Raw genomic sequence first — 16,711 nt, 5'->3', positions numbered from 1 at the left:
AAAGACAACATATGAAACTTACGATTAACACGTCATTTTCAGCGTCTACATCTCGCCAGGCGTTATTTATTCTGGTGGATTCTGAAAACTTAAAACAGGTCCAAGAGACATACAAAATCAATGACTTAAATGCATTGATTGATAACATTCAATATAAAGCAAGCTTAAATGAAACTTTACCACTGATCGGAAAGCTAACTCAAGTTGCGCAGTGCACCTTAATTGGTTTAGATAAAGCATCTGATGTCAAAGTTGCAAAATTAGCAAAAATCGCACAAACCATTATCAAAGCGTCACAAAAAAAATTCCAACAAGTCAGTATTGATATTTCTGCGCTCCCTTCAGAGTTGCACTATTTATTTGCATTAAGCCTGACTCAAGCCGCTTATGGTTATGATGAGTATAAATCTAAAAAGAATGAATTCAGCTTAGAAAGTATTGAATTTATTGCGACACAATCAGATTTAAATACCGAAAAACTGCATTTGATCTCTGCTGTGCAAAAGGGTCAAAACTTTACCCGCGACTTAGGCAATTGCCCACCAAATATTTGCTTTCCAGAATATTTAGCAGAACAAGCGCGTGCTTTAGCCGCTGAATTTCCTGATTTGCTAAAAGTAACTGTACTCGAAGAACAGCAATTGGCTGATTTAGGCATGAACGCTTTTCTTGCTGTCAGCAAAGGTTCTGACTGGCCTGGACGTGTGATTACACTCGAATATAAGGCAGATATAGACCAAGCACCAATCGTATTGGTTGGTAAAGGTGTTACTTTTGATACAGGCGGTATTTCACTGAAACCAGGCTTAGGCATGGATGAGATGAAATTTGATATGTGTGGTTCAGCATCGGTATTGGGTACTATCCGTGCCCTATGTGAAGCAAAACTACCGATTCATGTGGTCGGTGCAATTGCTGCCGCTGAAAACATGCCATCAGGTCATGCAACCCGCCCTGGCGATATTGTCACCACCATGAGTGGACAAACTGTTGAAATTTTAAATACTGATGCAGAAGGTCGTTTGGTGCTTTGCGATACGTTAACCTATATCAAGCGTTTCAATCCTGCGCTGGTTATTGATATTGCAACATTAACAGGTGCTTGTGTGGTTGCACTAGGTTCTGTTGTCTCAGGCTTATTTACACCTGATGATGAACTCGCAGAAGAAATTACGGCAGCAGGACACGCATCATTTGACCGTGTATGGCGCATGCCAGTTTATGAGGACTATCAAGAGCAACTTGACTCCCCATTTGCTGATATTGCCAATATCGGTGGTCCTAAAGCAGGCGCAGTCACCGCAGCGTGTTTCTTGGAACGCTTTACTCGTGACTACCGTTGGGCGCACTTGGATATTGCAGGTACAGCATGGAACTCTGGCGCAAATAAAGGCGCTACTGGTCGTCCAGTACCATTACTCATGCAATTCATTGCCAATCGTGTAAAAACAAATGGCTAAAATTAGCTTTTACTTGTTTGAAAAAAGCCCTGAACGACAAGTTGAAAGTGCTTGTCGTTTATGTCGTAAAATTCTACGAAATGCAGCTAAAATTTGGCTGCATTGCCCTGATGTGAATATGCAACAACAACTGGATGAATATTTGTGGTCTTTTGATCCCACTAGTTTTTTGGCGCATGGTATTGATCAAGTCGATGCACCGATCTGTATTTCCCCCAAACTTCCCGAATCATCTGAATGGATTGTGTTTAATTTTAACAGTCAAGCACTTGAACAAGTGACACAATTTAGTCACATTATAGAAATCATCGAAAATGATGAGTCTGCTAAGCAAGTTGGTCGAGAGAAATACAAAGCCTATCGACACATGGGTACTCAGCCTCAAACCTATAAGTTATAAATTTTAAACATTTTCCCAAGGAGATATGCGGTGACATTAAATGTCGGTCAAGATTTTAAAAAGCGTTGGTTAGACACGCCTGAGGCTGTACGCCAAACTTTTGTAGATGACCTCAATCGCATCTGTGATCTTCTCAGCCCAAAAACGGATGTACAACAGTGGTTAAGCAACGACCAACGTGAAATGCAAGTTGCTCAACTCAAAGTAGAACAAGCTTATGCTGACTTAAAAGCTCAATTGATCGAAGAAGCCCGTGTTCGTAAACAATTAGCGCTAGAGAAAGCTTTAGCTGAAAAACGTGCACAACAAGATGCTTATAATTTAGAACTACAAAAAGATGAAACTCAGCAATATGAACAACAGACACTAAACTTACAAAATTTACGTCAGCAAATTGATCTTGAAATTTCAATTTATAGTGAAAAATATACCAAGAATCCTGATACACCAGCGATCGACTATGCCAATGGTCAATTTGCTGTTGCAGATGCACAGATCACCTCGGAGCTAGAAAGTGTCCGTCTTCGTCTTGAATTAGAAGCTGAAACATTGATTGAACAAGCGGTAGATGCCTTTCGCAGTAAACTTCAAACAGCAGCAAAAGATGAAATTGAATATATTTTAGCAAATTCCAATTTTTCAGCAGAAAAATAGAAAAGCTTATCTATTTTATATCTAAAGCCTTTTTGACTTGTCACGAAAATGCAATATCTTTGTCACAAAATAGTCATGCTAGATAGCCTTGATAAATGATCTTGCAACAATTAGGGCAAAATAAATGATGTGATAAATACTATTTTTACATGCTATAGCAAAGTATTTATTACCTTAATCAGGATGAATAAAATGGATCTGCTCAAGCAAATTTCGACCCGAATTGCTCAACTACGTTCAGGAGAAAAATGGACCCTGTCTATACAAGATTTATTCATTAGTCGTGCAGATTTTCAATCATTGTCGGTATTTCTTTTTCGAGAATCAGAGAAAGGCAGTTTTTCACTCAAAAATACTGATCAAACCAAATCACGATTTGGTCATACATCACTCACCATTATCAAAAATTAATGTGTGCGGTATTAATAAAAAAATGTTAAGCCTGAGTCAAAATCAACTGCTCATCCTTAGGACTTTTTAATGAAGCATCACCTAGATGAAGCCCTAAGTTATTTAAGCTTTAGCGGCAAAGTTTGGCAATAAAAGTTTGATATGATTCAACAATAGATTGATTGTATTGATCAAGAGACATTATATTTTATTGCAGGTGTTTTTAAGCAGATTGACCATATGTAATGAGAGCACTTTCAAGTTGGTCAAGCTGAATAATATTTAAAAACATTGCTAAGCTGAATTCAAAAAAACGCTCCATAAAGAAAACGCTCCATAAAGAAAACGCTCAATGACGTTTTCTTTACTTCAAAAATGACAATATCATCCACAAATAATCTTTGAAATTAGCTTAGCTTCAATTCTAAGATGCTCATTTTGATCTGCATCAAGTTCAATTAAATATTTTCCATTGGAATAAAAAATAGTGTCATCTTTTAAAGCGAAGCTCATCACCCCTCGCTTTAATGTCGTCATTTCACCCGTGGGTGACATTTTAACCAACTCCCAAGACTTTGGAATCATGCCAGGGTATTTTTCTCCAGACTTCTGATTACGCTCTAAATTTTGTTGAGCTTTGATCAGATTACCTTCAACAAATAATTCTTCTTCTGACTTTTGTTGAGACTTGGCAGGATTATTCCCTGATGTTGTTTTTAAAGATTCCCCTGTATAACGCTGTGTAAAAAAATCTAACCAGCCTACAATTGCCCGAATAATTTTAAATGGTGCAAAAATAATATCTTTTATTGTGGTCACTGGCGAATGATGACTACCATCACGTGAATAAGGTCTTTTAATAAAATATAAATTTCCTAAACTATCCATTTTAGGTTTAAAGAAATCAAATTTCGGGTCCGAAGCAACTGTTTGTAACTCACCTGTCCCCATATCTAAATGATAGATTTCCTTTGGGCTATAAGCAATTCGATGCTCGCCATAAGCTAGACCACAAGAGTCATAATAAAGTTGCATAGTATCTTGTGGATCAAAACATGGATTTGAGTCCTGACAGTCGCCTTCTGTTAAATACTGTGTCCGATTAGCATCTAAAGGTAAAATACAAATATGGCGCTCATAACCATTTGAATTGACAGAGAGTGCTAATCGTTTTTTCGCTTCATCATATGCCATGTCCTGAACCACAAAATCATTTTTTCTGAGTATTAAACCTTCTGTTTCTTGCAAGTCATTGAGAGATTTAACATTAATTGATGTTCCTTCTTGTAAGCATGCGGTATAAATCATTTTATGATCCGATGTTAAGACCACATCGGTTGGAAAAATATGATTTAAATCAACTTGATCATCTTGTGAAAAATTTCCCGTAAACTGAGCACCAGTACCTTTAGTTTTCCACTCTTTACGCTGCTGAATCTCAACTAGATTTTTCTTATATTGGTCAATCGCTTGGCAAGGTACGGTTATACTTTTATTTCCATCCAATAAATATAAATTTTGATTTGATAAATAAAACAATGATGACATAAATATTCCTTTGTTCTACTGATGACGATGTAGTTGACGAGAACGTCACAACAGTATTTTTTCTAATCTTGTTCTTCAGCAATATAGCATAAGATCACAGTCAATCTTATATTTTAGTCTTGGTACACAGCTAATAATTTAAAATCAAATACTTAAAATTGTTTTTTAACAGACTAGCTATATGTTGCAAGTTTTCTTGAATGGTATAAGTTCTAATCACGAGTAACGAGAAATGCAAAGGGAAAGTAAATTATTTTATGTTTGAATGATGTCGTAATGGTGAAATACATTAATTTCCCATTACGACCATAAGTTAAACAACAGCTTTGTTCCTTAAGGTTGCTTCAAATAAGGCCACGCTGCTTTGAGATAAATAAACATCGACCATAACGTCAAAATGACTGCTGTATACAGTAATGCGTAAGCTAACATTTCAAGAGGTTGCCAATTTAACAGAAATACCGTGATCGCAATCATTTGAAATGCTGTTTTATATTTACCTACAGTCGATACCGCAACATTGGTACGCGCACCTAATTCAGCCATCCACTCACGCAATGCTGAAACGGTAATCTCACGAGAAATAATTACAATTGCGGCAAACGCCATTGCGATCGTAGGTTGCCATTGCACCAATACAATTAAAGCTGCTGCAACCATCAATTTATCTGCAACGGGATCTAAAAAACGCCCAAATGCTGAGGTTTGGTTCAAGGTTCGAGCCAAATAGCCGTCAAACCAGTCCGTCACAGCAGCAATCACAAAAATTGCAGTCAAAATAATATGTCGTGTCATGCCACCTGTATGCCCACCTACTCCAATTGCAGGTGGCCAATAGGCGATGATTAAAAAAACTGGAATTAACGCAATCCGAGCAAGCGTCAAGATATTTGGAATATTCAGGATACGACCTGTAGTCATAGACACCGCCAGTGAGTCCCCTATTTACCCAATTTAATGGTAAATAATCATGTAGAGTAAAGCTCTATTTCATTCATACTTTATACGATTCACGTAAAACTGTCGACTAGGCAAATACAGTAACTGTCTGTCTTGCAATCGCAATGAGGCGATTTTGCTCGTCCCATAAGTAAGCATGCTCTGTTGCATAGCCATGTTCAGCAAAGTCTGTGATTACTTGATATTTAAACCAATCATTCAACTGATTGTTAAGTGGATGAACCAAGGTGACATGCCAAGTGAGTGAACTGGCAGGCGCGGGCATTTTAAACATCGGCAAGACTCCCGGTGGCCAAACATCCATCAGCGTCAACAGATCTGCAACATGCATTTCACGATTACTGTGTAGATCAGGGTCAAAACGACAACGCCCAGCAAAATCAGGTTGCTTACTGCCCGTCATGGGATAATTACCCTCGGTCCATCCCAATTGAAAATTCTTTACACATTCAGGAAAAGGTAAATACTTCGGCACAATATTCATTTGATCAAGTGATGGAAAATCAGGCACTTGTGGCTCTCTTGCGACCTGAATTTTTGAATCGCGCTGACTTCCAAAACTGGCAATAAGAATACTTTGCACAGCTTCATTTTGCCAAAGTCGAACCTCAATTGTTGTCACAGACTTGCCTTGACGAAGAATTTCAGCAGTTAATTTAACCTGTGCTTCTTCAACTGGACCCACAAATGTAATGCTACAGCTAAGTAGCTTTTTCCCAGTATCAGCAATGGTGGTGATGGCTTTATGAATCAACATACCAGCGACAAGACCGCCAAAAATTGTACGTCCTTGTAACCATCCTTGAGGAATATCAATCCATTGCTTTTGCTCAATCTGCTGAAACAGCGATTCTAATGACATGATCTGTCCAATTTTATGACCTTTGCTGTACTGTTCCATATTTAAAGCAAGATGAAAATGATCAATGACTCATGCGTCAATGGTCGTTTTGGCAAATGCACCTTATCCCTGATAACAATGTATTACGGATAACAGGGGCCGTTTACTCATGCAAAACTTTATAAATCATACGTGCCATGACATCACCAAGACCCGGAACATTTTTTAAATCATGTTCTGAAGCTTTGAGTACACCTTGAATACCACCAAAATGGGTAAGTAAATCACGGCGGCGTTTTGGTCCTAAACCAGGAATTGCTTCAAGCACTGAACCACCTCGACGTTTATCACGCTTAGCGCGATGTTTGGTGATGGCAAAACGATGCGCTTCATCGCGGACTTGTTGAATCAAATGCAGGGCTTTATGGTCTTCTGGGAGTTGTATTTTTGTACCATCGGTAAAATGTAAGGTTTCTAACCCCGGTTTACGCCCCTCACCTTTAGAGACTCCAACCATAAACGCTTCTAAGCCCAACTCTTGCATTACTTCCATCGCCATATGTAACTGACCTTTGCCCCCATCGATCAGCAATAAATCGGGCAACATGGCTTTTTTATAACGTCGAGTCAATGCTTGACGCATCGCAGCATAATCATCACCACCTGTAATGTCTTCGATGGAGAATTGTCGATAATCGCGCTTACGTGCCCCACCTGCATCGAACACCACACATGAAGCAATCGTTGCCTCACCCATCGTGTGGGAAATATCAAAACATTCAATACTGTCAATTGGGCGACCACACACTTGCTCAAGCTGATAAAAACGCTCATTTAGCTCTAAATGGTTGGCAAGTTTACCTTTGATGGCATGCTGTACATTCATTTCAGCCAACTCCAGCCATTCAGCACGAGTTTCTCGAACATTGTGTTTAATCTGAATTTTCTTTTCGAATTGTTGATGCAATGCTGCTTCTAATTCTTTCCGATCAGAAACCTCAACATTCACAATCAATTCAGCAGGGACTTCATCTGCCACTTGGAAATAGAAATTGGCAATAAAATCTGCCAACATTTGCCCTAGATCATCACCAAGCATATCTGGAAAATAACTTTTTCCACCCAGCATTTTACCATTACGCACATGCATGATCTGTACACAGGTTACTCCTGCCTGATAGGCAATTGCCAAGATATCAGCCTCGCCTTTCACTTTATAAATGGCTTGTTGTGCCTGAACATCTCTAAGTAAAGCCATTCGATCACGATAAAATACTGCTTTTTCAAATTCCAGATTCTCGGCAGCCTGTTCCATTTTTTGAATCAACTCCTGATTCAACTCTTTGGTATCACCATTGAGAAAGCGAATCGAGTTCTGAACGTCTTCATGGTAGGCTTCTGGGCTAATCAGTCCAACACAAGGTGCAGTACAACGTTTGATTTGATATTGTAGACACGGGCGTTTGCGCTGTGAAAAATAGCTATTTTCACACTGACGTACATTAAATAATTTCTGTAAAACGAGCAGGGTATCTCGCGCATTATATGCACTGGGATAAGGTCCAAAAAACTTACCCACTTGGTGTTTCCCTTTACCTCGTCCTGAGGCAATACGCGGGTAAGGTTTATCTGCGGATACAAAGATATAAACATATGACTTATCATCACGCAGCATAATGTTATATGGTGGACGATGCAGCTTAATTAGATTTTGCTCAAGCAACAATGCTTCTGTTTCAGAACGAACCACCAAGGTTTCAATATTATAGATTCGTGCAACCAATGCTTGAGTTTTGGGATGTTCGATGGTTTTGACAAAATAACTTGATACACGATTTTTTAGATTTTTGGCTTTTCCCACATATAACAATTCGCCATCTTTTCCCAGCATTTTATACACACCAGGTAAGGTGGTCATATGGGCTAAAATCTTTTCAATATTTGCACGTGCGTTTTCGTTCACATTAAACCTGTTGTTCCGCTCTACACCTCATAATGTGATGCTTTTAAGCCTATTTTCAAGCATTTTAATTGTATTTAATTCTGAAACTGTTTTTTAAAAATAAGTCTTTAATGCCTTAAAACAGCCAATTTTTAAATTATTGCAGCATTCGTTACCTCGCTCATTCGTTCTTCATCATATAATTTTGTTTGTGGATAAGGGCGATCGACATAGATTGGCGGAGCGGAAAAACAGCCTCTAAACAGCCATTGTTTTGGATCAAAACGTTCCTTTTCAAGTGTATACCAGTCTTCACTGGTATAATCTTTATCAGGATAGTAACCAGAATTCACTGTATATTGCGCGATTTGATCCTTTTTACAATGTATTGAAGCACGTGCAGAATCTACTTTATATTCACCCTGACCATCTAGAATATAAACAGGTGAAATATCTTGATCTTGTGAAAGTTCAATTAAAAACTCATGATCTGAGTCGACCTTAATCGCCTTAGCCCAGACACCTGCAATATATACTGGCTGTTGAAAACGTGCTTGCTCAAGCCCTGAAAGCGTTAAATAACGATAACGACCACCATCGTCATGCACATTATATGCATTGATTAATGTTCCTTGAGGAAATACAAAACCATCATAAACATAATCCACTGGCAATATAAAACGTTTACGTTTTTCTTTATTTTCCATCGATACATTGACCTCATCACTTACTCGTTCTGACAGAAAAAACAGATAGATATTCCAGATATTGAAAACCGCAAAGAATACTAAAAAACATTTTACTTTCAGTGACAAAAAATGCTGATCTGGAACCTTATTGATAAATTTTTGAATGAAATAGTTCAGTCCCAAGACAACCAAGATGATGCATGAAATCCCCCCTAATATTGGGCAGATAAATAATAAAAAGAATTGTAGAAAGCTAAAAGTACCAATGGGGATCATTATTGTTCTCGATGGTTCATGTATAACACTTGAGCCAAGTTTTCTGATGACTACACGAGCGTTGATTCAATCGCTATTTGATAAGTTGTTGTTTCTCTACAGCCTCAATAAAAGCTTGGTGATTTCTTGGAGAAATCAGAACCTGCTTAATTTCACCATCTTTACTATATTCAATTTTCAACCGATCTAAAGATAAAGCAGGTGATGCAATCGAATCATGAGTAGGGGTGATCTTTTGAATGGTTGCCAATGGAATATACCATTTTAAAAATAAGCAAGAAATACTCAATATTCGGTCTTGAATCCTATAGCGAGTATTGAATGCAGGCCACCAAATCACAGCAATCGTGAGAATATAAACTATGGTATGCTCAGGATATTCAACCATTGTTCCTTTGGCATACATCGTAAACAGCAATTGAACCAGTAAACCTGTCATTGCAATTAAGAAACCTAACACCCACCAATCAATTTTAGTATGAAATTTTTGCATCACGTTCTTTATCATTTGTTTTACAAAATAATATTCTAGCTGAAATATGATCATTGAATCATTTATTTATACAATAAAAAAAACGCCCAAAATGGGCGCTTTAAATCAGATTAGCTTTTGAATAAAAGCAATAATCTGCGACATATAAGGACGAATAAAAATCAGGAAGAAAATACCCAACATCAAGAACCATTTTAAAAAATAGTACAATGAGCGATTGGATTTTTTCAGCGCTTTCGCCTTGATACGAATTTGATAAACATAACCAAAAACTTTATTTAAACCACCAGTTTGGTCGCCTGCTTCGTTTGGAGAGCTGGCAGCCGTCATAACTTTTTTACCAAACCAATGGTTAAAGCGCTCCATTAACTTGGTTTTTAAAGGACGTTCAACATCAGCAAAGAAAATAATACGATTTTGATCCGTGGTATTTTCGGCATAGTGAATATAAGTTTCATCAAAAACCACACTTTCACCATCACGCCAAGAATAACGTTGACCATCTACGTCAATAAAGCAGCGGTCATCATTCGGCGTAATCAATCCCAAATGATAACGCAAAGAACCTGCATAAGGATCTCGATGACGAACAAGACGACTATCAGGTGCAAGTTCAGTAAACATTGCTGCCTTGATGGTCGGCAAAGTTTTCAATAAAGCCGTTGTTTTTGGGCAAAGTTCCGCAGCAGATGGATGAGCAGAATCATACCATTTCAGATAAAAACGCTTCCAACCTGTTTTAAAGAACGAGTTAAAACCTAAGTCATCATATGTACTTGAAGCTTTAATTCCACCTTTAGCATATAAAGCTTGCGCTTCATCGCGAATCATTTCCCAGTTTTCATCCAATACTTTTAAATCTTTAAAATATTGCGTGTCGATATACGGCTGATTCGGCACTTTTGAAAACATATACATGAGAAAGTTAATCGGTGCGAGTATCGTTGAATGATCAAAAAATTGACGATAAAACGAATGTCGTACTTTACCGCGATTTTGGATATACAAAGCAGAAATCACAAAAATCGCCAATATGATCCATTTAATCATATAGCACTCTTTTTTAAAAAATCGGGATGTTCTACAGCATTGTGAACATTAGAATTAGATAGCCTAACTTTTATTATATCAAATCTACAAATCAAAAAAACTAAAACCAAGTAATCAACTGTTTTTATTATATTTATTTTAAAAAACTCCAATGTACAATAATTTTTATACATTGAAGTTTGGATTTATTTACTTAATTACGCTTACCTATTAATTTAATTCCAATCAATCAATTTCAATGAACTTAAAGTAGAAGCAGCTGTTGAATTATAAACCGTACAACCATTTTTTAATCTTTCAATATTCAATTTTGGTATTCTTTCTTTATCTGTCGTAGTTCTACCTAATAGATTTTCCCACTGTCTAATTTCTTTACCGTTGGTCCATTCGATACGACTGTTGTACTCAGCTAAATATGTTTTATTTTGATATTTTACTGCAACAGCATCTTCGTCTCCAATGCCCAGTTCAATTTCATAAATCGTTGTCCAAGGAATCCCTTGCCAATTACCACTTTCGTAGCGATAACTCAAACCTAAAGGTTTGTAATGTTCATTTAAATAATCTACATAGCCAATATTATCTTGATTGAAGTCTTCAAAATCCTGATTAAATTCTTGGTTAGTCTCAAAGCTAAAATAATCTTGGTTATTCTTAGTTGAGATAATTCGATAACAATTGCTGCCTTTTGGAAAGTTTTCTTTACCATATGAAACTAACAATTTTCGTGCTTCTCCATAATTGTTTTCATTGTCAAAGCCTAAGCTACGGTAACCAGGTAAAACCGTATCAAAAATATTTCTGCCAGAAATATCTACTTTTTCGAGCTTAATATCTGTTTTTACATCACCAATTAATGTTGATGTCCATGATGTGGTCGAATTCAATATGACTTTGTTAGTTGCAATATCTCGTGGTGTGTATAGCTTATTTGCTGTAAGAATATATTCATCCAAACTTGTATTTGATTGAAGGTTCTTAAACTGCTTATTAAAAACTTCGTAATACTCCATCGTTAAATTATCTGAGTCATCATTAAGCTCATAGTCGACAAAATAATATCGAGTTCCATTTTCTAAATTGTCTTCGGTTGTTGTAGAGTTTGAGGAATTTGATGAAGAAGAATCTCCACCACCACCACAGCCGACGACAAGAAGACATACAGAAATAGCCATCAGCGTGAGTTTTTTGTTTTGTATAGGCATGATTAGTTCTTTTTTGTGATAAACGTCGCATAAAATATTATATATATGACAAATATTATTCAATTGTTTTTTAAGAATTTCTAAAAAATTAATTCATATTTAAAACTCAGTTGACCTAAATGACAGAAATAACAAACCTAATTTAATATTTCAGCTCAATCCTTTTGTGAAAGAATGCTCAATAAAATATAAATTAAATTGATAAAATATAAACACTTACACAAAAATCACTTACATTTCTTAAAATTCAAAAGGTTAAATCAATATGATATCCAAAAAAAAATGATGACCCTTGCGTCACGGCTTGATACAACTTGTTAGGTTATTTTTAGATATAGTTATCGTAAGATTAGTGAAGTCGAAATGTGTGCGGGAAAAGCATACACACTTCAGAACATCAACTTAGAAGTCCTCCAAAAAAGGAGATCAGGGCATGATCCACGCTGGCAATGCCATTACCGTCCAATTGCTTTCGGACGGAATTGCAGAATTCCGCTTTGACTTACAAGGTGAGTCGGTTAACAAATTCAACCGTGCAACGATTGAAGACTTTAAAGCTGCTATTGAAGCTGTAAAAAATAACAGTGAAGTGAAAGGTTTAATCGTTACTTCTGGTAAATCTACATTCATCGTTGGTGCCGACATCACTGAGTTCGGTGATAACTTTAAGCAAGGCGAAAGTGCGATTGTAGAATGGGCAATGCCTGTTCATGAAATCTTCAATGCGTTTGAAGACTTAGAAATTCCTAAAGTTGCTGCGATCAATGGCATTGCTTTGGGTGGCGGTTTTGAAATGTGTCTGGTGTGTGACTACCGTGTCATGTCAACGACTGCAACTGTAGGCTTACCTGAAGTTAAATTGGGAATCATCCCTGGTTTCGGTGGTACAGTTCGTTTAAGCCGTTTGATCGGTATTGATAACGCTGTAGAGTGGATTGCAACGTCAGCAAACAAACGCCCTGAAGCTGCACTTAAAGACGGTGCTGTAGATGCTGTTGTCGCTGCTGACAAATTACAAGAAGCTGCGATTGATCTTGTTAAACAAGCAATCTCTGGTCGTTTAGACTGGAAAGCAAAACGTCAAGAAAAATTAGAGCCTGTGAAATTAGACATGCTTGAACAAATGATGGCGTTTAACTCATCTAAAGGTGTGGTACTGGCTAAAGCAAATCCAGCCCAATACCCTGCGCCAAAACTTCTTCTTGATTCACTTCAAGCAGGCGTTAGCCAAAAACGTGATGCTGCGTTAAAAATTGAAGCTGAAGCATTTGCTAAAGCGGCGATTACACCACAAGCAGGTGCTTTGATTGGCTTATTCATCAACGACCAAGTTGTGAAAAAAGCATCTAAAAAACATGAAAAAGGTGCTCACCCTGTTAACCAAGCAGCTGTTTTAGGTGCAGGTATTATGGGTGGTGGTATTGCTTACCAAGCGGCGAGCAAAGGCACACCGATCATCATGAAAGATATTGGTAACCCACAACTTGCATTGGGTATGTCTGAAGCGAACAAATTGTTGACTAAACAAGTTGAACGTAAAAAGATGACACCTGCAAAAATGGGTGAAACACTTGCACGTATCCGCCCAACTTTAAGCTATGACGAGTTTAAAGAAGTCGATATCGTGATTGAAGCGGTGACTGAAAATCCAAAAATCAAAGAAGCTGTATTGAAAGATACTGAAGCTAAAGTGCGTGACAATACGATCATTGCATCGAATACTTCAACGATTTCTATTACACGTCTTGCTAAAGCCTTGGCTCGTCCTGAAAACTTTGTCGGTATGCACTTCTTTAACCCTGTGCACATGATGCCGTTGGTTGAAGTGATCCGTGGTGAAAAAACTTCTGAAGAAGCAATTGCCACAACTGTAGTACTTGCTCAGAAAATGGGTAAAACACCAATCGTTGTAAACGACTGCCCTGGCTTCCTTGTTAACCGTGTATTGTTCCCTTACTTTGGTGCGTTTGACCTTCTTCTTAAAGATGGTGCTGACTTCCAGCAAGTGGATAAAGTCATGGAAAAATTCGGCTGGCCTATGGGTCCTGCATACCTCATCGACGTTGTAGGGATCGACACAGGTGTTCATGGTGCAGAAGTTATGGCTGAAGGTTTCCCAGACCGTATGAAGCCTGACTACAAAGGTGCAATCGAAATCATGTATGAAAACAAACGTCTTGGTCAAAAGAACGACGTTGGTTTCTATAAATATGAACTCGATCGTAAAAGCAAAAAAGCTAAAACTGTTGATCCTACTGCATATGATCTTGTTGCAACTATGGCAACAACTGAAAAACATGAGTTTGATCCACAAGAAATTATTGACCGTATGATGCTTGCGTTCTGTAACGAAACTGTTCGTTGCTTAGAAGACAACATTGTTGCAACTGCGTCTGAAGCAGATATGGCAATGATCATGGGTGTTGGTTTCCCTCCATTCCGTGGTGGTCCTGCGCGTTACATCGACCAAACTGGTGTAGCTGAATATGTAGCACTTTGCGACAAATACGCACACTTAGGTAAAGCTTATGAAGCGCCACAAATGTTGCGTGACATGGCTGCTAACAACAAAAAATTCTACGGTTAAGGAGCAACGTGAATGGCTACTTTAAATCCACGTGACGTTGTCATCGTTGATGGCGTACGTTCTGCAATGGGTAAAACCAAAAATGGTATGTTCCGTAATGTACGTGCGGACAGCTTATCTGCTGAATTAGTACGTGCTTTAGTTGCTCGTAACCAGTTTGATGTCAATGAAGTTGAAGATCTAATTTGGGGATGTGTGAACCAAACTTTAGAACAAGGTATGAACATTGGTCGTAACATCGTATTGTTGGCTGATTTACCAAAAACTGTTGGTGGTCAAACGGTTAACCGTCTTTGCGGTTCTTCTATGCAATCCATCCATACTGCTGCTGCTCAAATTGCAACAAACCAAGGTGATATCTTCATCGTGGGTGGTGTAGAGCATATGGGGCACGTAGGTATGATGCATGGCATCGACCTTAACCCTGAAGCATCAAAACACTATGCAAAAGCATCTAACATGATGGGCTTAACTGCTGAAATGTTAGGTCGTATGAACGGCATTAGCCGTGATGAACAAGATGCATTTGGTGTTGAATCTCACCGTCGTGCTTGGGCTGCAACCCAAGAAGGTCGTTTTAAAAACGAAATCATTGGTGTTGAAGGTCATGATGCCAATGGCTTTAAAGTTCTATGTGACATCGATGAAGTGATTCGTCCAGATGCAAACATTGAAGCATTTAAAGCATTGCGTCCTGTATTTGACCCTAAAGGCGGTACTGTAACTGCTGCGACTTCTTCTGCATTGTCTGACGGCGCGTCTGCAATGTTATTGATGTCTGCTGAACGTGCTCAAGCTTTAGGTCTTAAGCCACGTGCGGTGATTCGCTCTATGGCAATTGCAGGCTGTGATGCTGCAATCATGGGTTATGGTCCTGTTCCTGCAACTCAAAAAGCGCTTAAACGTGCTGGCTTAACGATGGATGATATCCAAACCATCGAGTTAAACGAAGCATTTGCTGCTCAGGGTCTTTCTGTAATGAAAGGCTTGAACATCTATGACAAGCAAGACAAGATCAACTTGAACGGCGGTGCGATTGCATTGGGTCACCCATTGGGCTGTTCTGGTGCGCGTATCACCACAACATTGTTGAACGTGATGGAGCAACAAGATACACAAATCGGTCTTGCAACCATGTGTATCGGTCTTGGTCAAGGTATCGCGACAATTATCGAACGTGTTTAAATTTTAATTAAAACACCTCGAAAAAAATCCTCGCTTATTGCGGGGATTTTTTTATTCATATAACTATAATTAAACTTTCTTTTAATTAAAATTTAACTTAATCTTTGTATGTTTTGAACTGAAATTAAACTTTGCTAAATCATGAATTAAAATAGCTATGAAAAAATTGATTTATCCCCTTGTTATAAGTGTAATTTTTGCAGGTTGTAACACAACAAAAATATCACCTGAAATACGTAATCAACTTAACCAAACACAAATGAAGCTTCAGGCCCAGCCCGTGGCTATTTTAGTCAATAGTTGTTTACTTACTAATGAGCTAGGTAAAGATCTGATTCTAAATCAACCTACACAATTAACCAGTGAAAAATTTATTCAAACCTTCTCAAAACAACTGAACCAGAATGGTGTACAAATTAGTGAAATTGCCTCTCCTTTCATTTGTGGATCGATGCCAGAAGAACAGCTAAAAAAATATGATATTCTTATAAATAAAGATTCAAAACGTGCGGAAATCACAAATTATCCATTCTTAAATACCAATAACTCAAATATGAATGTTGATCAACAAAAGGCTGTCTTGGCTTTTAATCAGTATATTGCAAAATCAAATGAAGTAATCTTGGCAAATTCAAGAAATAAAAAATTGGCTTTACCACTTCCCATTCTGGAACCTGAGACGATTAATACTTTAAAAGATTGGTCAAAATCAAATTATATTTTTGTGGTATCACTGGATGGCTTAAAAGCTTCAGCAGGTTCTAAATTAGCAATGGGTGCATTAAGTGTTGGAGTAACGCTTGCAACAATGGGGGCAGGTGCAGGGCTAGTAACAACCTATATACCAAAACAAGGACAATTTTATTCAGTTAGGCTCTTTGATCTTGGCAAACAGGAATTTGTATGGAATAAATATTCGACACTCGATGGAAATATTTTCTCCACTAAAAACCATACAATGGAAGCACATACAGTATTAGACCCTTTGTTTGAAAATAAACAAGAGTAAATAGCAATTTGAAAATGTTTAA

Annotated in this window: 15 protein-coding genes; 7 read left to right on the top strand and 8 right to left on the bottom strand. The window is 37.8% G+C overall.

Annotation, left to right across the window (positions count from 1 at the left end; all coding sequences use genetic code 11):
* Positions 1-11 precede the first annotated feature (11 nt).
* The 4 genes from ACINWC743_RS04015 (at position 12) to ACINWC743_RS04000 (ending at position 2,925) form a co-directional block, all read left to right on the top strand.
* On the top strand, positions 12-1,460 hold the full coding sequence (locus ACINWC743_RS04015; RefSeq protein ID WP_009584449.1) for a leucyl aminopeptidase: 1,449 nt from the start codon (positions 12-14) through the stop codon (positions 1,458-1,460).
* Entirely contained in the window at positions 1,453-1,860 is a 408-nt protein-coding gene (locus ACINWC743_RS04010; RefSeq protein ID WP_005035328.1) for a DNA polymerase III subunit chi, read from the top strand. Before ACINWC743_RS04015 ends, ACINWC743_RS04010 begins: the two co-directional genes overlap by 8 nt.
* A gap of 30 nt (positions 1,861-1,890) precedes the next feature.
* Positions 1,891-2,514, top strand: coding sequence for a hypothetical protein (locus ACINWC743_RS04005; protein ID WP_005035326.1), 624 nt, complete (start codon positions 1,891-1,893; stop codon positions 2,512-2,514).
* A 192-nt stretch (positions 2,515-2,706) separates the two neighbouring features.
* The gene (locus tag ACINWC743_RS04000; RefSeq protein ID WP_009584473.1) at positions 2,707-2,925 is read left to right on the top strand and encodes a hypothetical protein; all 219 of its coding nucleotides are present in this window, start codon (positions 2,707-2,709) and stop codon (positions 2,923-2,925) included.
* 363 nt (positions 2,926-3,288) lie between these two features.
* On the opposite strand, the gene ACINWC743_RS03995 is transcribed toward ACINWC743_RS04000, so the two are convergent.
* The 8 genes from ACINWC743_RS03995 to ACINWC743_RS03960 form a co-directional block, all read right to left on the bottom strand.
* Positions 3,289-4,452: a hypothetical protein gene (locus tag ACINWC743_RS03995; RefSeq protein WP_009584455.1), complete on the bottom strand. Its 1,164-nt coding sequence runs from the start codon at positions 4,450-4,452 to the stop codon at positions 3,289-3,291.
* Positions 4,453-4,785: 333 nt separating this feature from the next.
* Complete coding sequence (pgsA, locus tag ACINWC743_RS03990) at positions 4,786-5,373, bottom strand: CDP-diacylglycerol--glycerol-3-phosphate 3-phosphatidyltransferase (RefSeq protein WP_004826293.1); 588 nt, start codon at positions 5,371-5,373, stop codon at positions 4,786-4,788.
* A gap of 106 nt (positions 5,374-5,479) precedes the next feature.
* Positions 5,480-6,274 (bottom strand): thioesterase family protein, encoded by a 795-nt coding sequence (locus tag ACINWC743_RS03985; protein ID WP_035300236.1) that lies wholly within the window; start codon positions 6,272-6,274, stop codon positions 5,480-5,482.
* A 142-nt stretch (positions 6,275-6,416) separates the two neighbouring features.
* Positions 6,417-8,216 (bottom strand): excinuclease ABC subunit UvrC, encoded by a 1,800-nt coding sequence (uvrC, locus tag ACINWC743_RS03980; RefSeq protein ID WP_009584445.1) that lies wholly within the window; start codon positions 8,214-8,216, stop codon positions 6,417-6,419.
* A 131-nt stretch (positions 8,217-8,347) separates the two neighbouring features.
* On the bottom strand, positions 8,348-8,902 hold the full coding sequence (locus ACINWC743_RS03975; protein WP_009584450.1) for a hypothetical protein: 555 nt from the start codon (positions 8,900-8,902) through the stop codon (positions 8,348-8,350).
* Between the two features lie 331 nt (positions 8,903-9,233).
* The gene (locus ACINWC743_RS03970) at positions 9,234-9,653 is read right to left on the bottom strand and encodes a PH domain-containing protein (protein ID WP_009584467.1); all 420 of its coding nucleotides are present in this window, start codon (positions 9,651-9,653) and stop codon (positions 9,234-9,236) included.
* Positions 9,654-9,758: 105 nt separating this feature from the next.
* The gene (gene lpxO / locus ACINWC743_RS03965; RefSeq protein WP_009584430.1) at positions 9,759-10,703 is read right to left on the bottom strand and encodes a lipid A hydroxylase LpxO; all 945 of its coding nucleotides are present in this window, start codon (positions 10,701-10,703) and stop codon (positions 9,759-9,761) included.
* A gap of 215 nt (positions 10,704-10,918) precedes the next feature.
* On the bottom strand, positions 10,919-11,908 hold the full coding sequence (locus tag ACINWC743_RS03960) for a hypothetical protein (RefSeq protein WP_009584458.1): 990 nt from the start codon (positions 11,906-11,908) through the stop codon (positions 10,919-10,921).
* 433 nt (positions 11,909-12,341) lie between these two features.
* On the opposite strand from ACINWC743_RS03960, the gene fadB reads away from it, so the two are divergent.
* The 3 genes from fadB (at position 12,342) to ACINWC743_RS03945 (ending at position 16,689) form a co-directional block, all read left to right on the top strand.
* Positions 12,342-14,495: a fatty acid oxidation complex subunit alpha FadB gene (fadB, locus tag ACINWC743_RS03955; RefSeq protein ID WP_009584471.1), complete on the top strand. Its 2,154-nt coding sequence runs from the start codon at positions 12,342-12,344 to the stop codon at positions 14,493-14,495.
* 12 nt (positions 14,496-14,507) lie between these two features.
* Positions 14,508-15,680, top strand: coding sequence for an acetyl-CoA C-acyltransferase FadA (fadA, locus tag ACINWC743_RS03950; protein WP_009584468.1), 1,173 nt, complete (start codon positions 14,508-14,510; stop codon positions 15,678-15,680).
* A 157-nt stretch (positions 15,681-15,837) separates the two neighbouring features.
* Positions 15,838-16,689: a hypothetical protein gene (locus ACINWC743_RS03945; RefSeq protein WP_009584437.1), complete on the top strand. Its 852-nt coding sequence runs from the start codon at positions 15,838-15,840 to the stop codon at positions 16,687-16,689.
* The last annotated feature ends 22 nt before the right edge of the window (positions 16,690-16,711 follow it).

Origin of the sequence: Acinetobacter sp. WC-743, assembly GCF_000335555.1 — a bacterium.
GTDB lineage: Bacteria > Pseudomonadota > Gammaproteobacteria > Pseudomonadales > Moraxellaceae > Acinetobacter > Acinetobacter bereziniae.
This window is presented reverse-complemented; position numbering and strand designations above follow the sequence as displayed.